Raw genomic sequence first — 20438 nt, forward strand, 5'->3', positions numbered from 1 at the left:
ATTTTAGTTATCTTGTTTTTGTTGAAGTTAAAATCTGAACCCCGTCTCGTCCAGCAACGATGACCTTATCCACCATTTGGTTAAACAAGCCGTGCTCCACGACACCAACGATATGGTCCAATTCTTGTCCGAAAGCAATTGGATCTTCGATGACATCCAAGGCTAAGTCAATGATAAAGTTCTGCATATCCGTCACAAAACGTTGGCCGTCTTTTTCACGGAAACTTGGTTTGTAGCCAGCTCGCTCAAAACGACGAAAGACTTGTTCTGCGCCATACTGAACCACTTCTACAGGCAATTTAAAAGCACCTAGTTTGTCGACCAGCTTGTTTTCATCCACTACCCAAATGTAGTCTTTTGAGGGCGTTGCAACAACCTTCTCCATCAGGAGGGCACCACCACCGCCTTTGATTCCATTAAACTGACTATCCACTTCATCCGCCCCATCGACTGTCACATCGACAAAGTCTACTTGGTCAATAGACTTGAGTGGGATATTAAGCCCTTCAGCCTGTTTACTAGTCACACTAGAAGTCGTTACAGCTGTAATCTGCAATCCTTCTTCCTTGATACGACGACCAACTTCTTCTACAAAATAATAGGCAGTAGAACCCGTTCCAAGTCCGACTACCATGCCATCCTTGACAAATTCAGCAGCCTTGATACCTGCCATTTTTTTCAGATTTTCCACTCAAACACCTCCATTAAAGAGCTAACTTTATTATAACATGTATCACTTTTTATTTCATGGATACACTGAAAAAAACCGAACATTTTTATCTATGATTTCTAATTTTCTTTCTCCATGCTTGTATACAGATCAAAAATTCCTAAATCTAGATTTCGAAAGCTCTTTAAAAATTAAAGTTGATTTTTATCATAAAGATGATTAAATAGGTAAGTACAGAAAAGGAGAAATAAGATGAACCCATTAGATTTGTTTAATCAAGTAAAAGAACTAATCGAGACAAAAGATTTTGAAGCTGCAAAAACATTCGTTGCAGAAAATCAAGATCAACTCGGAGAATACTTCGCGCAAGCTCAGCAGTTGATTTCTGGTTCTGAAGGTCTAGATGGCCTCGTTGGAAAGATTAAAGGATTTTTCTAAAAGATATAAAGGCGCCTGAAACGATCAGGTGCCTTTTTGAGATATTTTTTTCATTATTTTGGGAAGACGGCTACTGATTTCCGTCGGCAAGACCACATAATATTCTTGAGATAGTTCTTGGGCTATGGCTGAATGAAAATGAGTCGCTACTGCCACACGCTCGTAGAGACTGGCCTGTCGGAATTGGCCTACAAATCCTGCGATCATCCCAGCTAGTGTATCTCCCATACCACCAGTTGCCTGATAGGGACCGCCAACCTGTAACTGGTAATAATCAGATTGACCAACTTGCCAAATACGTGTAGCTGGACCTTTCTCCACCAAAATTGTTCCTTGAGGAAAGGAAGTCAGGGCACTAGCTGTTGCATCTTCGTTTTGCTTTTCAATAGCAATACCAGACAGTTTTTCCCACTCCTTTTGGTGGGGAGTTAGGATAAGCTGGTTAGATTGAAATGACAAACTTGTTCTAGCAAGAATGGTCAGGGCACCACCATCTACAATCAAAATCTGATTTTGGCTTAAATTAACAAAGACTTGTTTTACTAGATCTTCTCCAAAAGCATCGTCTCGTAAACCAGGTCCCAGCAAGACAACTTCTGCCTTCTCCAATTGCTCTTGTAACAATTGCTGGTCTTGCAGAGAAAAGGCCATAGCCTCAGGCAAATGGCTGTGTAGAGCAGGGATATTTTCCCTGTCCGTTCCAACGGTCACCAAACCAGCTCCACTTTTAACAGCCGCCAAAGCAGCCATGATGATAGCACCACCATAAGGATAAGTCCCACCAAGCAACAGCAAACGACCATAGTCTCCTTTATGACTGGTGCGAGAACGTTCAATAATGACTTTTTCTAATAATGCTTGCTCAATCACTCTCATCGTTTTTCCTCAACTATCCTTTATCTGATTGTTTTAAAACAACTTGATAGACTTTCTTAGTCCACTCTTCTAAGTCTTCTCCAGCATAGTCAAGATAATACACCCTATCTTGTATTTTGGTTGGAATAATATTTTCAAATTGGCTCTTATTATGAGTTGGAATAATGCAAATATACAACTCACTTAATAAATTAAGCATGTCCTTAATTTTTACAGCATGGTAACCATCAAAAATATAACCAGGAACTTTAATCAAATCTGTATAGATAAAATGAAAACTTACTCCAGGAATAAACTTGTCTTGTAATTCTTTCTCTGAAGGAGCTCGACCTAATAAACGCTCCATCGCTAATCGATAACCAGAACTTGTATTTGACCACCCTAACATGACATAGTCAAAATAATCTATCGGATCCGATGCAGCATTTCGACTATCCAAAATCAACTCCTCAGCATCTCGCCCAAAGGCTTTCACAGCAGATAAGAGCTGACCTGTTTTAAAGATAGAAATCGCTGCATCTATAGTCGTAGTATGACTACAGTAGTCTGAAGTCACTAACCTCTTATGTAGATCATAAGTCGAGGCTACTCTTTTATCTGTAGGGGTAAATGGTGGCAGAAAGGGATGCTGACAGATGTAATCTAAAATTTCTTTTTTTAAACAAGAATCAGCACACTCAATACTTGTTTGACGTTTATGAAGTTTTTCGTAAGCTATAAATTTAGCAATTTTTTCTAATTCCCACTCTTGAGTATTTGGATAATCAATTAGTGCTAAGTAGTATATTCCATCCCATTGTAAACTATATTCCCCATTATAAATTTTTAAAATCATCTAATCACCTCACTCCATTATACAACAAAAAGGAGGCGCAGACCTCCTTTTGTAATCTTATATCTAAAATTTAATATTCATTTCTGCCATTTTAGATATAGATATTAAAAATACACTATCTTCAGCGATGTTTCTCTTATTTTCTATCCAATGTCCGGAGTGCTGCTTGATAAGTTTGCTCCATCAGCATAGTAATGGTCATAGGACCTACACCTCCAGGAACTGGCGTAATATGGCTAGCAAGTGGGGCAACTGCCTCATAATCAACATCCCCACAGAGCTTACCATTTTCATCGCGGTTCATCCCGACATCGATGACAACCGCACCAGGTTTTACAAAGTCAGCAGTCACAAACTTAGCACGACCGATTGCAACAACCAGAATATCTGCTTTAGCAGCCACCTTGGCAAGATTATGAGTCCGTGAGTGGGTCAAAGTCACTGTCGCATTCTTTGCCAAAAGAAGCTGGGCCATAGGTTTTCCAACGATATTGGAACGACCAATGACGACCGCATTTTTACCTTCCAAGTCAATCCCATATTCATGAAACATTTCCATAATTCCTGCAGGTGTAGAAGGAATCATGACTGGATGACCAGACCAGAGACGTCCCATGTTTAGGGGATGGAAACCATCCACATCCTTTTCTGGATCAATGGCCAATAGAACCGCCTCTTCATCAATATGTTTTGGTAATGGTAACTGGACCAAAATTCCATGCCAAGCTGGATCTTGATTGTATTTGGCAATCAAGTCTAACAATTCCTCTTGAGTAATGGTATCTGGAACTCGCACAACTTCACTACGGAAACCAGCCGCAAGGGCTGACCTCTCCTTGTTACGAACATAGACTTGGCTTGCTGGATTATCCCCAACCAAAATCACTACCAAACCAGGTACTAAACCTGTCTCTTCCTTTAATTTTTCAGTCTTTTCAGCCAACTGTCCTTGTAACTTAGCTGCCAGAGCCTTCCCATCAATAATCTGTGTCATATCACTTCTCTTTTCTTTCAAATATCTTCCATTATACCAAAAACTGCTAATCCCCTCTAACACTTCTTTCCTAGGCTATCTTATAGTTTCAAACTATAAGAAAAAGCTCGGTTCGAGCTTTTCATTAATCTATATTTTATATGTAAAGTTGGCTACAAATAGCTAAACAAAGCTAACTTATAAAACCTTACTCAAGAAGTCTTTAGTCCGTTGTTCTTGAGTTTGTTCAAAAATCTGTTCAGGTGTTCCGTCTTCAACAACCACACCGTCTGCCATAAAGATGACACGGTCTGCCACCTCACGAGCAAATCCCATCTCATGTGTTACGATAACCATGGTCATTCCTGACTTGGCTAGGTCTTGCATAACAGCCAACACTTCACCTACCATTTCAGGGTCCAGGGCTGAAGTTGGCTCGTCAAAGAGCAAAACATCTGGTTCCATAGCTAAGCCACGCGCAATAGCAATCCGCTGTTGCTGGCCACCTGACAAACTCTGTGGATAAGCAGTTGCCTTATCTGGTAAGCCAACTTTTTCCAAAAGCTCCTTAGCTCTCTTCTCTGCAACTTCCTTACTTTCACCTTTGGTCTTGATAGGAGACAAGGTAATATTTTCCATCACAGTCATATTAGGAAAGAGATTAAATTGTTGGAAAACCATGCCCATCTTCTCACGCATGGCAAACAGGTCATTCTTCTTGTCCGTAATATCAACTCCCTCAAAGATAACCTTCCCTTTTGTTGCTTCTTCCAACAAATTCATAGAACGAAGCAAGGTAGATTTTCCGCTTCCTGAAGGACCAATGATAACGACAACTTCTCCTCTTTTAATCTCGAGGTTGATGCCCTTCAATACTTCATTCTTTCCAAAAGATTTATGTAAATTTTCAATTTTTATCAAGGTCTCTGTCATTATTTTTTATCTCCTTGTTCCATTCGTTTTTCAAAAGCTTTCAAGGCTACTGTCAAAATAGAGGTCATAATCAAGTAGTAAAAGGCTGCAAATAAAAGTGGTGTTAAAGGTAGATAGGTTGTTGTAGAAACTGTTGTAGCCCCATTCCACAACTCCATAACACCGATAGCTGATAAGAGGGAACTATCCTTGATAATAGTGATAAATTCGTTCCCCAATGCTGGCAAAATATTTTTGATAGCTTGTGGCAAAATCACATAGCGCATCGCATTTTTAGGACGAATCCCTAAAGAATAGGCCGCCTCTAACTGCCCCTTAGGAACCGCATTAATCCCAGCCCGAACAGTCTCAGAAACATAAGCACCACTGTTCATAGAAATAATCAAAATCCCTGGAATCAGACGAGAAAGGTCAACACCTAAAATCCCAACCTGAATAGTCGGAGCATTGATATGCATAAGAGCAAAGGCAATCATAATCTGAACCATCATTGGCGTCCCGCGGAAAATCCAAACGTACAAGTTGGCTAGCCAAACAAGCGGTTTAAACTTTGAACGTTGCCCAAAAGCCAAGACAACACCCAAAATAGTTCCCAAAAAGACAACACAGATAGAAATGAGAACCGTCACAACAGCCCCATAGTTAAAATAAGGTAAATACTTAGGTAAAAAAGAAAAATTCATAGTCACACTGCTTTCTAAAATAGAATACTGTATGATTATAACATCAATTGAATTAAAATTCAAATCTTTTGTCTAATTTATTCAAAAAAACTTTAAGCTAGTAGAATTAGCGAGAAATCTTAGTTTTTTCTAGGCAAGTTGGCCTCCTTTATGGTAAAATAATAACGATAAGAAATGAAGGAGAATCAAAATGGAATCACATTTGGTTAGAATCATCAACCGCCTTGAAGCAATGGCAAAAGACGGCGGAAATTTAAAACGTAATTTTGAACGCGAAGGAGTTGTTGTTGCAGAAGTTGCATACAGTCACGACGAAGAAAACGGCTCAATCTTTACCCTTCGTGATGTCGAAGCTCGCGAAACTTATACGTTTGATAGCATTGACTTGATTGCAATGGAAATTTACGAACTTCTTTACTAATACAAAACAAGCTGGGATTACACCCTGCATGTCTAACCAAAATCCTTTTTGTCTCACAAATAGGATTTTTTTATAGTCCAAATCCACAAAGTTCTTCATTGTAACAACTTCTCAAAGCTGCAATCTTTTTACTTGCTTTACACCCCAATCCTGTTATAATGAGAGTATAGAAATTTGACTATTTTTGACCATTAAACAGGTCAGGCTAAATAAAGAAATGAGGTAGATGTATGCTTTGTCAAAACTGTAAAATCAATGACTCAACGATTCATCTTTATACCAATCTCAATGGAAAGCAAAAACAAATTGACCTCTGTCAAAACTGCTATAAGATTATCAAGACAGATCCTAACAATAGCCTCTTTAAAGGTATTACGGATCTGAACAATCGTGACTTTGATCCCTTTGGTGATTTCTTCAATGACCTAAACAATTTCAGGCCTTCTAACAATACTCCTCCGACTCCCCCAACCCAATCAGGTGGAGGTTACGGTGGAAATGGCGGTTATGGTTCCCAAAATCGTGGACCTGCTCAAACTCCTCCACCAAGCCAAGAAAAAGGCCTACTGGAAGAATTTGGTATCAACGTAACTGAAATTGCCCGTCGTGGAGATATTGACCCCGTTATTGGGCGCGACGATGAGATTATCCGTGTCATAGAAATTCTCAATCGCAGAACCAAGAATAATCCTGTTCTTATCGGTGAACCAGGTGTCGGAAAAACTGCCGTTGTCGAAGGTCTAGCTCAGAAAATAGTTGATGGAGATGTTCCCCATAAACTCCAAGGCAAACAAGTCATCCGTCTGGATGTGGTTAGCTTAGTTCAAGGAACGGGTATCCGTGGACAATTTGAAGAACGCATGCAAAAACTCATGGAAGAAATTCGCAAACGTGAGGACATCATCCTCTTTATCGATGAAATCCATGAAATTGTCGGTGCTGGTTCTGCGGGCGATGGCAATATGGATGCAGGAAATATCCTCAAGCCCGCCCTTGCTCGTGGAGAGCTGCAATTGGTCGGTGCTACTACCCTCAATGAATACCGTATCATTGAAAAAGATGCAGCCCTAGAGCGTCGTATGCAACCTGTTAAAGTGGATGAACCAACAGTGGAGGAAACAATTACTATCCTCAAAGGCATTCAAAAGAAATACGAAGACTACCACCACGTTCAGTATACCGATGCTGCAATTGAAGCAGCTGCAACTCTGTCCAATCGCTACATCCAAGATCGCTTCTTGCCTGACAAGGCCATTGACCTCCTAGATGAAGCTGGTTCTAAGATGAACTTGACCTTGAATTTTGTGGATCCTAAAGTAATCGATCAGCGCTTGATTGAGGCTGAAAATCTTAAATCTCAAGCTACACGAGAAGAAGATTTTGAGAAGGCCGCCTACTTCCGTGACCAGATTGCCAAGTATAAGGAAATGCAAAAGAAAAAGGTCACAGACCAAGATACTCCTATCATTAGTGAGAAAACCATTGAGCACATTATCGAGCAGAAAACCAATATTCCTGTTGGTGATTTAAAAGAGAAAGAACAATCTCAACTCATCCATCTAGCCGAAGACCTCAAGTCTCATGTTATTGGACAAGATGATGCTGTCGATAAGATTGCCAAGGCTATTCGCCGTAATCGTGTCGGTCTCGGTACCCCTAACCGCCCAATCGGAAGTTTCCTTTTCGTTGGGCCAACTGGAGTCGGTAAGACAGAACTTTCCAAACAACTAGCCATTGAACTTTTTGGTTCTGCTGACAGCATGATTCGCTTTGACATGAGTGAATACATGGAAAAACATAGCGTTGCTAAGTTGGTCGGTGCCCCTCCAGGTTATGTTGGCTATGATGAGGCTGGGCAATTAACTGAAAAAGTTCGTCGCAATCCATATTCTCTCATTCTTCTCGATGAAGTGGAAAAAGCTCACCCTGATGTTATGCACATGTTCCTTCAAGTCTTGGACGATGGACGTTTGACAGATGGACAAGGACGTACCGTTAGCTTCAAGGACGCCATCATCATCATGACTTCAAATGCAGGTACAGGTAAGGCAGAAGCTAGCGTTGGATTTGGTGCTGCTAGAGAAGGACGTACCAACTCTGTTCTTGGTGAACTCGGTAACTTCTTTAGCCCAGAGTTTATGAACCGTTTTGATGGTATTATCGAATTTAAGGCTCTCAGCAAAGATAACCTCCTTCAGATTGTCGATCTTATGCTTGCAGATGTTAACAAACGTCTTTCTAGCAACAACATTCATTTGGATGTAACCGACAAGGTCAAGGAAAAATTGGTTGACCTTGGTTATGATCCAAAAATGGGAGCACGCCCACTTCGTCGTACTATTCAAGACTATATTGAGGACGCAATCACTGACTACTACCTTGAAAATCCAAGCGAAAAAGACCTCAAGGCAGTGATGACCAGCAAGGGTAACATTCAAATCAAATCTGCCAAAAAAACTGAAGTAAAAACTTCTGAAAAAGAAGTATAAATCCTACAGAAAAGGAGTAGAAAATGAAAATTTTCTGCTCCTTTTTATTAAAATAACTATAAATTCTTGACAGCTCGTCCTTTGTCCATTAAGATAATAATAAAGATAATAAATAATGAGGAAAATGTAATGGCAAACCCAACTTTCGGAGAAAAAAAAGCGAATACAGACTATGTTTCACGCTATGGCGTATATGCAGTTATCCCTGATGCTAAACAAAAACAAATTGTTCTTGTTCAAGCTCCCAATGGTGCTTGGTTCTTACCAGGTGGCGAAATTGAAGCAGGTGAAAACCACCAGGAAGCCCTAAAGCGTGAATTGATTGAAGAGCTTGGCTTCACAGCTGAAATTGGTACTTATTACGGACAAGCTGATGAATATTTCTATTCTCGTCATCGTGACACCTACTACTACAATCCTGCCTACCTCTATGAAGCTACTTCTTTCAAAGAAGTGCAAGAGCCACTAGAAGACTTTAATCATATTGCCTGGTTCCCTATTGACGAGGCTATTGAAAATCTCAAACGTGGTAGCCATAAATGGGCAATCCAATCTTGGAAAAAACAGCATAAGATTGACTAATACTCTTCGAAAATCAAATTCAAACCACGTCAGCTTCGCCTTGCCGTACTCAAGTACAGCCTGCGGCTAGCTTCCTAGTTTGCTCTTTGATTTTCATTGAGTATAAAGCAAGCCACTTTATTCAAAAAGTGCTATAATAGAATTAGAAAATCGGAGGAAATGTTATGAAGCTAATCAATACGACAAACTCACACTCGCAACTTGTTAAAAGCCAGCTAGAAAGTACAGACGCAACCCTTGTTGAGGTCTATTCTGCAGGGAATACCGATGTTATTTTTACCCAAGCTCCGCTTCACTATGAAATCCTCATCTCAAACAAACACCGTGCTATTCGCGAACCTGAAATCGAAGCTATTCAAGAATTTTTCTTGAAACGTAAAATTGATAAGGACTCTATTGATGAGGCCAATATCAAAACCCTCTATTCAGAAAAATTAATTGGAATTTCGATTCCAACCAAATAAAATCTTGGAGAGATTAGAAAGTGCTTTGAACCTTATGGAACAAAATTAGGTTTATTTAGCTTTTTAAATCATCTCCAATTTTTTATCTATAAAATCTTATCATACAAGATTTTGTAGATAATTAAGGAGACAAACATGGGAGACATCATATATAGAGAGGCAAGAATTGAAGAAAGCGAAAAAATTGGAAAATTATTAGCCAATTCCTTTCTTGACTATCCCTTTTTAACGATTATAACTGATGATTTGAAGAAACCTGACTCCTATCCTGCTTTTGTAGAAACGTTGCAAATTCTGCTTACTAGAGTCTATATTAAGAAGGGAAACTGTTTAATTGCGGAACAGGATGGAGACTTACTTGCAGTCGCCCTTTTGCAACAAAAAGATTTCTGTATACTATCCTATCTACGAAATGGAGGAACAAACATTTTTCGCTACATTCGACCACAAAATCTCCTTAAATACTTTGACTTTGTAAAACGTTCCAAAAAGCATTTAGAACAATCAGGGGAGTTTGATTGGTATTTGATGGCCTTAGCTGTCAATATAGAAAGTAAGGGGCAGGGAATAGGCAGTACTTTTCTGACACAAGGGATTGAACCTTATGTCAAATCAAAAGGCTGTAAACACTTGGGACTCATAACTAGTACAGCTAGAAATGTCTCATTCTACGAAAAAAACGATTATGTATTACTGGACTTTATGGATCTAGAATACGGATCAAAATCAATTGGTAACTGGGCATTTTTAAAAACTATAAATAAATAAAAAAAATTTGGTGCTGCTTATCACAGAACCAAATCTTTTTTATTATGTTAGAAACGAATCGTCTCACGTGTTTTTTCGTATGAAGTGACAAAACGGTTGGTTACACCTGGTTCTGCAACTTCCAAAGCTTGCGAAATCTTATCAAATGAAGCATGATAATCAAATTCTTTTTCAAAAATTTCTAATGATTCATTAAAGGCTTCTTGAATTCGTTCATCAAATGAGCGGTAACGGTTCGAATACTGTAGCAATTGTTCTGTCAACGTTGCATATTGAACAATATTATAGGTTTCTTCTTCAAGTGCTTCTATATCATTTGTTGCAATTTCAAGCATCCGGTTCACAGCTTCTATATTGACCCGAGCTTCTTCTAGTTCAGCCATCAACTCTTCAGTATGGTTACTTGCTGTAAAGAACAACTGTAAGAAATTCTGAGGAATACCTGGAAGATTGCGTTTTTCCATATATCTCTTAATTGTGTGAAGACGATTAACATAAACATTTGCCTTCTGGCGAGCATTGATATCATCTTTTTCAATCTGAGCAAGACGTTGACTAACCGCAACTTGTTCATCTTCAATTTCCTTCAAAGTAGCTTGTAAGTTTTCCAAACGTTCTTCAAGGAATGAATAAGGTTCAGAATGTTCCTCTTGTTCAGAAGTTAGTTCCAATACAGATTCTTCTAAAGATTCTAACTCAGCTTGTAATCTATGAACATGACTAACATCCGTTTCAGATAGTAGGTAATTGTTACTCAATCGTTGAATATCTTCCACTAAAACAGCATTACTATCTTTCATGTGTTTCAAATATGTAGGAAGAGTTGCAACTAAGCCTTCTACTACTTTTTGAGCAGCGATTTCTCGTGTAAAGATATCATAGAGTGAATTGATTTCTTCTTGAACTTGAGTATTTTCATACTCAGCATTATCCAACTCTAATTGTGCAATATTTTCGTGGTTTTTCTTCAAAGATTCATAAAGCAATTGGAAGCGAGATTCAATATCCGTTTCAGCAAAATGATAGTTAGCATCTAAAAGCTTACGGTAACCATCCTCCAAATCTTCCAATTGATCAGGTAGCTCTTTAGATAATGTTTTTACAATCGCTGGCAGGCGGTCAACAATGTGACTCAAAGCCAAGATATGATTTTCAGCATTATCCAAAATCACAGCAGCTTCTACTGGGTCACCTGAAGTGTTCAAAGTAACAAACTGAGAAAACTCTGATTGGATATTTTCCAATTGTTTTTCGATTTCAGATAAACCTTGGCCATATTCTTCAGAATGATCAGCCACTCGGTGTTGCAACTCTTCAAACAAGTCCAAGGTATGAAGAACACGACCGCTGTTTTTAGATTCTTGTTTCTCCAAATCTGCCAAGGCATTGCGAATTGCCGCAATATCTTCTTCAATCAAGGTAATTTGGCTCTCGATTTGGTCAATTTGATGACTAGCCTTAAAAAAACGGAATGAATTGTTATAACCTTCTGCCTCGAAAAGATTATTTTCGATATCGGCAAAAGAGTTAAGAGATAGGTCAACCCATTTTTGGTTCCATTCACGGAAAGTCACTTGACTTTGTCCAATCAAGTGCATATTTTTAACAGCTTCAACTTCATCATTAACTGGAAGATTGTACAGCTCTTCTTTTTTCTCTTCTAAAATTGCTAATTTACTTTCATTGCGTTTCCGTACATAAATTGCTATAGCATATGAAATCAGCAATATAATTGCAATTGCAATTATAAGATATACTACTAGACTACCAGACATATTAAACTCCTTTTTAACTTGAAACAATCGTAATGATTATATCATATTTTTTAGACCAAGGGAACTACTTCTCCCGATTTTTTAGACATCAAGTGTACTATAGACGGCATTTTCTTCGATAAATTCACGACGAGGCTCTACTCGATCCCCCATCAACATATCAAAGATTTTATCTGCTTCTGCAGCATCGTCCACAGAAACTCTTGCCATTAAGCGATGTTCGGGATCCATGGTTGTTTCCCACAACTGGTGATCATCCATTTCACCCAAACCTTTATAACGCTGAATGGTTGGTTTGGCACGTCCTTCACTGTGGCGGGCCAAGGCTTCTTGGAGTTTAATTTCTTGATCCGCTCCTGGCTGGATATATTCTTTAATCTCGCTTCCAACCTTGACACCATAGATTGGAGGTTGGGCAATATAAACATAACCAGCTTCTAGTATTGGTTTCATATAACGATAAATCAAGGTTAGAAGAAGAGTACGAATATGGGCTCCATCGACATCGGCATCGGTCATCAAAACGAGCTTTTGGTAACGGGCTTTTGAAACATCGAATTCTGCACCAAATCCTGTTCCCATCGCTGTGAAAAGACTACGAATTTCTTCGTTAGCTAGAATCTTATCCATACTTGCCTTTTCAACGTTCAAAATCTTACCGCGGATTGGAAGAATTGCCTGAAATTCACGGTTACGACCAGATTTTGCTGATCCACCAGCTGAGTCTCCTTCGACGATGAAGAGTTCTGTTTCCGCAGGATTGTTAGAAGAACAGTCTGCTAGTTTCCCTGGAAGGTTAGAAATTTCCAAACCAGATTTTTTACGAGTGACTTCACGCGCACGCTTGGCAGCCACACGAGCCTTAGCAGCTAAAATTCCTTTTTCCACGATACGTTTGGCAATCTGTGGATTTTCCATGAGGAAATCAGAAAAGGCATCGCTGAAGAGACGATTGGTAATCTTGACCACTTCGCTATTCCCCAGTTTTGTCTTGGTCTGTCCTTCAAACTGTGGATTTGGGTGTTTAACTGAGATAACTGCAGTTAATCCTTCACGAACATCTTCCCCTGTTAGATTGTCTTCATTGTCTTTCAGTAACTTATTTTTACGAGCATAATCGTTGATAACACGTGTCAAGGCTGTACGGAAACCTTGCTCATGCGTTCCACCTTCATGGGTATGAATATTATTGGCGAAACTCATGACATTTTCATGGTAACCCGTTGTGTACTGCATGGCTACTTCGACTGTAATATCATCCATCTCACCATCTGTGTAAATTGGTGTATCAAAGATTACATCCTTGTTCTCGTTGATATATTCAACGTAACTAGCAATCCCACCTTCATAATGATAATGCTTGGTTTGTTCCAAACCTTCACGCTTATCTGCGATGGAGATTTGAAGACCGCGATTTAGAAAGGCCAACTCTTGAATCCGTTTATTTAATTTATCAAAATCAAAGGTTGTTGTTTCAGTGAAAATTTCTGGATCCGGTGTAAAGTGAACTGTTGTTCCCGTTTTATCCGTATCTCCAACCACCTCAAGGTCTGCGACAACATGACCACGACGGTATTCTTGGTAATGAATTTTACCATTTTTGTGGACATGAACGTCTAATTGAGTTGAAAGGGCGTTAACAACTGAGGACCCCACTCCGTGAAGACCACCTGAGACCTTATATCCGCCACCGCCAAACTTTCCTCCAGCATGAAGGACAGTAAAGACAGTCTCAACGGCAGGTCGACCTGTTTTTTCCTGAATATCGACTGGGATACCACGCCCATCATCGACAACAGTAATCGAATCATCTGGCTCAATAAAGACTTGAATATGGCTGGCAAATCCTGCCAAGGCCTCGTCAATTGAGTTATCAACAATTTCCCAGACTAGATGGTGAAGACCTTCTTTTGAAGTTGACCCGATATACATCCCTGGACGCATACGAACAGCCTCTAAGCCCTCTAAAACTTGAATTTGACTGGCATCATAATCTTGTGCCTGCAGATTTTTGATTTCTTCTGTCATCTTATTCCTTTTTCTTACATGTCTAATACTTGTCTTAAATTCACGATACTAGTAAACAAGTGGGTAGCTAGTCCTGCAGCTTGACCTGCTTCGATATCAATCGGTCGATCACCAATGACAAGCCCTGAACTAATTTGATACTTTTCTCTTAAATAAATCATGGACTCAGGATCTGGTTTTCTCTTAAAGCCTGAGTTAGAAGTCACCACTTCTGTAAAATAAGCTGCTATAGAGGTTTTTTCTAAAATTTCCAAGACCTGATTATTACGATGAGATACCAAAAAATGACGGCCACCTTGATTTGAGATATCTTTCAATAAATCAGAAACTCCATCAAACAAAATCGGATGTTCAAGCTCTCTGGCTTCATTTTCCTTGTATTTTTCTAAAAAATTCTCTAAGTTGGGAGCGAATGTCTCAATCGCAAAATCAGTAGAAACCTTTAAAGCCTGATAGACACTGTCATGGTCTTGTGTGATGCCATACAATGCCAATGTTTCAACAAATGCAGCTGTTGAAGTTTCGTAATTATCCAGTAAAGTTCCACCTAAATCCCAGATATAATCGTGATATTTCATACCCTTCATTATAGCATTTTTTTATGAAAAAAGCGATGATTTCCCTGAGTTTTCCACATAAAAAAACGAGAGTTTGACTCCCGTTTTACTGATTTTTACCAAAGACATCTCGATAGAGCATTCCTGTTCGTAAAGTCTCTGCATCTCCTCCTAATTGCTCTACCAGCTCGTAGGCAAAGGCAAGGGCTGTCGAGGGACCTCGACTGGTTGTCAATTGACCATCTACCACTACTGTTTCCTTGACGTAGTGACCATCAAAAATTTGCTCTTGAACACCATCATAACAAGTGTACTGCTTGTTTTTCAATAGCCCTGCTTGATTGAGGGCAATTGGCGCAGCACAAATGGCTGCTAGTTTTTTTCCTTCTTGCTCGAAGCTTTGCAACTCTTGAATCAAGGCCTGATTATCGCGCAAATGTGCAGAACCAGGCATGCCGCCAGGAAGAACAACCATATCATAGTCTGATAAATCACCATCAAAGACACGATCTGCTCTGACTTGGATTGCATGCGAACCAGTCACTTGCTCTTCAAACCCAACCATATCACAAGTGATATTTGCCCGACGCAAAACATCCACAACTGTCAAAGCTTCAATTTCTTCAAAGCCCTGAGCCAACATAACTGCTACTTTTACCATGATTTTCTCCTTATTTGATTTGTTTTAATACAACCTTTTTCCGCTTGAATGGGACTTTTCCGCTCTTTTCTTCAGCTAGATTGGTCTGGTAACTCATAGATAAAAGTAAGCCCACACCAATCAGATTACTGATAATAGCCGATCCCCCTTGAGAAATAAAAGGCAAGGGAATACCCGTCAAAGGAAGCAAACCTGTCACGGCACCGATATTCTCAAAGATATGGAAGAGCAACATCATAATCAAACCTGTGGAAATATAGGTGTAGAACTGGTTATTTGATCTAAGAGTAATCTTCAACATACGGTAAATCAGCATGAGATAAAGGGCGATAACAAGGACAGAGCCAATAAAGCCAAAATCTTCTGCAATGACCGTGAAAATCATATCCGACTCTCTAACTGGAATAAGCAGATTCGAAGCATTAAATCCTTGACCAAATAAGCCACCGCTTCCAATGGCAATCTGTCCTTGAGCCTGTTGGTAAGTAGTTGTTTGGGCAAAGTCAAATGGATTAAGCCAAGCCAAGATACGATTGATTTGGTAGGTCGGCATGCCCAGTTGATGGAGAAAAGCCCGACCGTCCTTGCTGATAAAGATGGCTAGAAAACCAGCAATTCCTGTTACAGCAGTCACAAATACTGGGATAATAATTTTCCAAGAAACGCCCGATAATAAAACGATTCCTGAGAAAATAGCCACAAAAACTAAGGCCGTCCCCAAGTCACTTTGAAGTGCCAAAAGAACTAGGACTGGAATGGTAAAGAGAATCATCCAGAAAATCAACAAGAAGTCCAGCGGAACTGTGCGTCTCCATTCCTTATGTTTTTTGGTAAACTGGACAATCACACGAGCCAACATGAGGATATAGGATATCTTCATAAATTCTGACGGTTGGAACAAGGTAACACCATTTACCGATACCCAGTTTTTGGCACCCGTTGATGCAACTAAGCTTGGATTATAAAAGACAATCGGTAAAACCATAAGTCCCAAGCCTAAAATATATAGAAAGGGTGTCACCTTCCAAAGAAATTCAGTATTAAAGAGCATGACGATAAAACCAATCACAAGTCCCATGGCGATCCAGGCGACCTGCTGCCCTAAAATGGGCAAAATATTGTTTGGATAATCATGACTAACAGCTATATAAATAGCCACCACGCCAATAACCAGTAGAAAAAATACTGGCAAGAGCAAACTATAATCGACTCTAGAGTCGAGAGAACGTTTCATATATACTAACCTTATACTTTCATACAATATTATTTATCAAAGTTCATTTAAAAATTTATCAATAGCCTCATCAACTTCGGATCGAGAGACGGTTTTAACGGTCGCTTCTTTTGCTAGAGAAGTCACAATTTGTTTGCCATATCGCTTTCCGACAATTCTCCTATCCAAAATAAGAGTTAAGGAACGTTGGTGTTCGCGTCTCATACTTCTTCCCAAAGCTTGCTTTAAACGAATAATGGCCATTGGCAACTGATAATCATAAAAGGCATTTTTCCCTTCCTGATTCAGTTCCTGATTGATCTTTTTCGTCAAGGGTTCTTGAGGATTTTGGAAAGGTAGTCTTGGTACAACTTGAATCACAAAAGGATGACTTGAAAAATCAACTCCCTCCCAGAAACTTGCTGCACCTAGCAGGATTTGTTGTTCACCTTTTTCAAAGCGTTTCTTAAGCTGATGAACATCCCCATTTTTATACTGGGCCAAGTGGCTAACTGGAAGTAAATCCGATACTGCTAGAAGCATGTCTTTAGCAGTAAAGAGAACTAAAATCGGTTGCTGGAAATCTTGAACATCCATCAGCAGATCAGCTACCTCTTGAGCATAAACTTCTAAGGATGTTTCTGTTACCAGGGGAAAATCTTTGACCAAGACCACTTCTTGATCCTGTTTTTTATGAGCTTCAACCTTGACAAATTTAGCTTCAGGATAACCCAAAAGGTCTGCCAAAGAAACTCTCTGACTAATCTCAAGAGTAGCCGATACTCCCAAGACTTGACATGAATTAGGTACTAAAGAAGATAGGAGAATACGTCCTGATTTCGTAGAAGAAATTTGAATTTTCTTTTGACTCGTTTCAATTGCTTCAAGCCAGTAGTCTCGGTCAGCTGTAAAATAGCGAACCAGCTCCTCAAAGCCTTCTACCTCTAATTCTGAAAAATACTGGTGGAGATTGGCAAGAGAATCTAAGATATTTTTCCTAGATTTTCCAGACTGAAATTGTTCTATCAAGTAGAAGCACTCAAAGCGAATACTTTCTAGTATTCGTTGCTGAACCTTATTTTGCTCCTCCAGTAAAGCCTTATCAAGCAAATCGATAATAGACTGGATATCGTAGGTCTCTTGAAGCAGATTTTCTAGAGCCAACAATATCTTTTGAACTTCATCAATAATCAATAAACGGTCGCTGACAAATTCAGGATTATCTTCCAGTCTGGTTACAAGATAGGCATGATTGGTCACTAAAAGCTTGCATGTTTGTGCCCTTTCTTGACTACGTTTCCAAAAATCTTCCGTCACAAATAAGCTTTGAGATGATAAATTCCCGTCATGACGAAGATCTGTTAGAAAATGTTGGTAACGGTAGAGTTGACCAATTTCATCAAAATCTCCTGTCTCTGTCTCAGTCAGCCAGACCAAGAGTTGCATTTTAAAGCGTCTAAATAAGCGATTTTCATCATTTTCCTGCAAGGAACGATAAAAGGCATCCAACTTCAGATAATTGTGTGGTCCCTTTAAACTATGAATATCTATATGGAACACATCCTTAAGACGTTTACCTTCTTCTTCCATGATCTGATTTTGAAGAATCTTTGTCGGAACACTAAGAACAATTTGACGCTCTTTGGCTTGAGATAAAGCGGATAAGAGATAGCCATAGGTTTTCCCAATCCCTGTCGGTGCTTGAATTAATGAGACAGGCTCATCTTTCAATAGCAAGCCAACCTCTCTAGCAAAACTTTCTTGCTCCTCCCTCACTTCAAGATTTAACAGAGAAATATTTTTAGAAAAATCTTGGGATAGTTTTCGTGGCTCCAGGGGAGCTCCAGTTTTCTTGAAATACAGTCCTTGAACTTCGACCAAGTCTGGTGAACTCAGGATAGATTTGTTTCGATAAATTTCTTCAATAACCAGGTAGGACTCGTATAGGAGGGCGTCAGCCATTTCCAGCAAGCGTTCCAAGAGACCTTTAGGAAGCTGGGCCATCTTTTCCCGTAGAAATAAGAGTAATTCCGCAGTAGCTTGGGCATCTGAAAGGGCTGTGTGAGCGTGTTTAAGAGGAATTCCTAATTCTCGACACAATATCGGCAAACTATATTTTTCCAGTTCAGGGAAAAAGACCTGAGCCAATTCGACCGTGTCAACACGAGGATTTTTTAGTTCATAGCCTTCAAAAAATAAATTTTCCGCCAAGAGATTGGCATCAAACTGAACATTATGGGCTACAAAAATCCCATCCTCTACCAAGTCAAAGATTTTTCTAGCAACTTGCGAAAAATCAGGTGCTTGCGTCAGACGTTGATCTGTCAATCCTGTCAGTTCTTTGATATGAGCATCCAAGGGTTCATGTGGATTGACATCCGTCGTATAGTGATCAACGATTTTTCCATCCTCAATCACAACAATTCCCACTTGGATAATTTTAGCCTTACTACCTGTGCTAGTTGCCTCTAAATCCACCACAACATAGCGATTACCAATCGTTTTCATTATAAAAAATTATACCAAAAAAAGGGCCATTTGGCACCTGCAAACATAGGATAATTTTCAAACTCGAGAAGATTACTTGTATTAAAAATCCCAGCAAACAGAGCATCCTAGCCTTCTGATTTTTTGAAAATATTGGAGAATAAGAAAAATTGAGAGAAGAAATGTTTGCATCTTCCTTCTCTCAACTATCCATTTACTTTATTTAACCATATCAGGATCGTAATCATAGAATCCTGTATCAAGGAAACGGTTTTTAGGGTGAAGTTTACGCACTTCTTCATCCAGCAAGAAGGCTTGGTCATGGCTAAAGTTGCCCTCTTGAATCAAGCTACGCGCTTGGATAAAGAGTTTTGCAATCTCAACAAAGTTCTGACCAGGTGTATAGAGACCTTCTAATTTCCAGTGAGTAAAACCATGCTCTACCAATTCTGTCAATTTTGTCATCAAATCAAGGTCATTGTTGGCAAAAATGTGGGTTCCATGATTGTCTTCAAAAATGGAATAGTGACTCTCTGGGTCACTTGGCTCAGCCAAGAAGAGGTCACGCTTGCGCGTCTTTTCATCATCTATGTGCGTAAAGTTATAGTAATTTTGCAAGAGCGGACGTTTAGAATGATGGATAACGCTAGCTCCGTAAACCAAAACTTCAGCAGGAATTTCCAAAATCTCTGGCATTTTGAAGAGTTCAGCAGATGGAATTTCACGCGCCAAAACAGCCTCAGATGCGCCAGCCTTTTGTCCCCAGAAGTTAATCTGGCGACTGCTTGTCACCATAGTTGAAGCATCATAGATGGTCTTAAAGGAATAACCATCGCGGTTGACAACGTAAAAGACACCTGCATCCCCAATCGTAATGTAGTCTGTCTTGATTTCTTCCAAGAAATCAAGGAATGGCTTGATACGATCCATCATGTCTTGGTGCATGAGAGCATTAACCGCAACGATCAATTCCTTACCAGCATCATGAACCAACTTAGCGATTTCACGCAATTGGTCATAACTAAAGGTCGTTGGCAGACGAAGGCCAAAATCTTTCTCACCGACATAGATACGGTCTACGCCAGCTTCGAGCAGTTGTTTAACTTGTTCAATACTTTCAGCAGTTGCTGTAATGATAATCTTTTCCATAAGAAAAATTATACCACATTTCTGGAAAATCAGCCATTCTTTAAAAATGAAAAGGGACTTTATTCTTATTGTAACCTTTCTGTAATAATTCTCTGCTGAAAAAATGATAAAATAGGTATGTACTGTTAAGGAGAGAATAATGCCCGTAAGAAAATTACAATCCTATGAGGTAGACTATCAAGAAGAATTAAGCCAGCAGGTTCCTCGCTATCAAGATTATACACCTGAAGCACAATCTGATGCCAATCTCAAGGAAATCCTATTTTTTGTTAATATCGCTGTTTTTTGTATCTGTATTGCTATCTTTAGTTTTATCTTTTTATCATTAAAATTATCAACTGCTCTTGCCTTTGCCGCAGCAATCGGATCCAGCTTACTTGTTTTAAAAGTTCAACGGTCTATTATCAAACGAAAACGTAGAAGATAAATCCAAAAT

General features: G+C 39.3%; 20 protein-coding genes. 7 read left to right on the forward strand and 13 right to left on the reverse strand.

Features of this window, described 5'->3' with window-relative positions; translation table 11 throughout:
* Positions 1 to 7: 7 nt before the first annotated feature.
* Positions 8 to 691 carry a ribose-5-phosphate isomerase RpiA gene (rpiA, locus tag B7703_RS09460; RefSeq protein WP_045611392.1) on the reverse strand — a complete coding sequence of 228 codons (684 nt, stop codon included), beginning with the start codon at positions 689 to 691 and terminating at the stop codon, positions 8 to 10.
* A gap of 231 nt (positions 692 to 922) precedes the next feature.
* Here rpiA and B7703_RS09465 point away from each other — a divergent pair, with 231 nt between their 5' ends.
* Positions 923 to 1108, forward strand: coding sequence for a hypothetical protein (locus B7703_RS09465; RefSeq protein WP_020902946.1), 186 nt, complete (start codon positions 923 to 925; stop codon positions 1106 to 1108).
* Positions 1109 to 1132: 24 nt separating this feature from the next.
* Here the strand turns inward: B7703_RS09465 and B7703_RS09470 are convergent, their stop codons facing one another.
* The 5 genes from B7703_RS09470 to B7703_RS09490 form a co-directional block, all read right to left on the reverse strand.
* On the reverse strand, positions 1133 to 1984 hold the full coding sequence (locus B7703_RS09470) for an NAD(P)H-hydrate dehydratase (protein WP_045611389.1): 852 nt from the start codon (positions 1982 to 1984) through the stop codon (positions 1133 to 1135).
* A 13-nt stretch (positions 1985 to 1997) separates the two neighbouring features.
* On the reverse strand, positions 1998 to 2819 hold the full coding sequence (locus tag B7703_RS09475) for a phosphate ABC transporter ATPase (protein ID WP_084924589.1): 822 nt from the start codon (positions 2817 to 2819) through the stop codon (positions 1998 to 2000).
* A 136-nt stretch (positions 2820 to 2955) separates the two neighbouring features.
* Entirely contained in the window at positions 2956 to 3813 is an 858-nt protein-coding gene (locus B7703_RS09480; protein ID WP_049499604.1) for a bifunctional methylenetetrahydrofolate dehydrogenase/methenyltetrahydrofolate cyclohydrolase, read from the reverse strand.
* A gap of 177 nt (positions 3814 to 3990) precedes the next feature.
* Positions 3991 to 4725 (reverse strand): amino acid ABC transporter ATP-binding protein, encoded by a 735-nt coding sequence (locus B7703_RS09485; protein WP_004256549.1) that lies wholly within the window; start codon positions 4723 to 4725, stop codon positions 3991 to 3993.
* Positions 4725 to 5408, reverse strand: a complete 684-nt coding sequence (locus B7703_RS09490; RefSeq protein ID WP_004256547.1) for an amino acid ABC transporter permease — start codon at positions 5406 to 5408, stop codon at positions 4725 to 4727. The genes B7703_RS09485 and B7703_RS09490 overlap by 1 nt, the downstream gene beginning before the upstream one ends.
* Positions 5409 to 5598: 190 nt before the next feature.
* Here B7703_RS09490 and B7703_RS09495 point away from each other — a divergent pair, with 190 nt between their 5' ends.
* The 5 genes from B7703_RS09495 to B7703_RS09520 all read left to right on the forward strand — a co-directional run bounded on the left by B7703_RS09495 (position 5599) and on the right by B7703_RS09520 (position 10132).
* On the forward strand, positions 5599 to 5829 hold the full coding sequence (locus tag B7703_RS09495; RefSeq protein ID WP_000443570.1) for a DUF1797 family protein: 231 nt from the start codon (positions 5599 to 5601) through the stop codon (positions 5827 to 5829).
* A gap of 230 nt (positions 5830 to 6059) precedes the next feature.
* Positions 6060 to 8318 carry an ATP-dependent Clp protease ATP-binding subunit gene (locus B7703_RS09500; RefSeq protein ID WP_084924591.1) on the forward strand — a complete coding sequence of 753 codons (2259 nt, stop codon included), beginning with the start codon at positions 6060 to 6062 and terminating at the stop codon, positions 8316 to 8318.
* Positions 8319 to 8447: 129 nt separating this feature from the next.
* Entirely contained in the window at positions 8448 to 8900 is a 453-nt protein-coding gene (locus B7703_RS09505) for an NUDIX hydrolase (RefSeq protein ID WP_084924592.1), read from the forward strand.
* A 164-nt stretch (positions 8901 to 9064) separates the two neighbouring features.
* Positions 9065 to 9364, forward strand: coding sequence for a DUF1827 family protein (locus tag B7703_RS09515; RefSeq protein ID WP_000767189.1), 300 nt, complete (start codon positions 9065 to 9067; stop codon positions 9362 to 9364).
* A gap of 135 nt (positions 9365 to 9499) precedes the next feature.
* A complete protein-coding gene (locus B7703_RS09520) occupies positions 9500 to 10132 on the forward strand; it encodes a GNAT family N-acetyltransferase (RefSeq protein WP_084924594.1) in 633 nt (210 codons plus the stop codon).
* A gap of 47 nt (positions 10133 to 10179) precedes the next feature.
* On the opposite strand, the gene ezrA is transcribed toward B7703_RS09520, so the two are convergent.
* From ezrA to B7703_RS09555, 7 genes are all read right to left on the reverse strand, one after another.
* Entirely contained in the window at positions 10180 to 11907 is a 1728-nt protein-coding gene (ezrA, locus tag B7703_RS09525; protein ID WP_084924596.1) for a septation ring formation regulator EzrA, read from the reverse strand.
* 81 nt (positions 11908 to 11988) lie between these two features.
* On the reverse strand, positions 11989 to 13935 hold the full coding sequence (gene gyrB / locus B7703_RS09530) for a DNA topoisomerase (ATP-hydrolyzing) subunit B (RefSeq protein ID WP_049546385.1): 1947 nt from the start codon (positions 13933 to 13935) through the stop codon (positions 11989 to 11991).
* 14 nt (positions 13936 to 13949) lie between these two features.
* Positions 13950 to 14513, reverse strand: coding sequence for an HAD family hydrolase (locus B7703_RS09535; RefSeq protein ID WP_049546401.1), 564 nt, complete (start codon positions 14511 to 14513; stop codon positions 13950 to 13952).
* 85 nt (positions 14514 to 14598) lie between these two features.
* Entirely contained in the window at positions 14599 to 15153 is a 555-nt protein-coding gene (locus B7703_RS09540) for a DJ-1 family glyoxalase III (RefSeq protein ID WP_033688616.1), read from the reverse strand.
* 10 nt (positions 15154 to 15163) lie between these two features.
* Positions 15164 to 16387 (reverse strand): FtsW/RodA/SpoVE family cell cycle protein, encoded by a 1224-nt coding sequence (locus tag B7703_RS09545; RefSeq protein WP_049499608.1) that lies wholly within the window; start codon positions 16385 to 16387, stop codon positions 15164 to 15166.
* A gap of 36 nt (positions 16388 to 16423) precedes the next feature.
* Positions 16424 to 18874 carry a bifunctional DnaQ family exonuclease/ATP-dependent helicase gene (locus tag B7703_RS09550; protein ID WP_004256532.1) on the reverse strand — a complete coding sequence of 817 codons (2451 nt, stop codon included), beginning with the start codon at positions 18872 to 18874 and terminating at the stop codon, positions 16424 to 16426.
* A 198-nt stretch (positions 18875 to 19072) separates the two neighbouring features.
* Positions 19073 to 20002, reverse strand: a complete 930-nt coding sequence (locus tag B7703_RS09555) for a peptidase U32 family protein (protein WP_000411191.1) — start codon at positions 20000 to 20002, stop codon at positions 19073 to 19075.
* Positions 20003 to 20141: 139 nt separating this feature from the next.
* Here B7703_RS09555 and B7703_RS09560 point away from each other — a divergent pair, with 139 nt between their 5' ends.
* On the forward strand, positions 20142 to 20429 hold the full coding sequence (locus B7703_RS09560) for a DUF3270 domain-containing protein (RefSeq protein WP_084924597.1): 288 nt from the start codon (positions 20142 to 20144) through the stop codon (positions 20427 to 20429).
* The last annotated feature ends 9 nt before the right edge of the window (positions 20430 to 20438 follow it).

This window comes from Streptococcus mitis (assembly GCF_002096735.1).
In the GTDB taxonomy this organism is placed as follows: domain Bacteria; phylum Bacillota; class Bacilli; order Lactobacillales; family Streptococcaceae; genus Streptococcus; species Streptococcus mitis_CZ.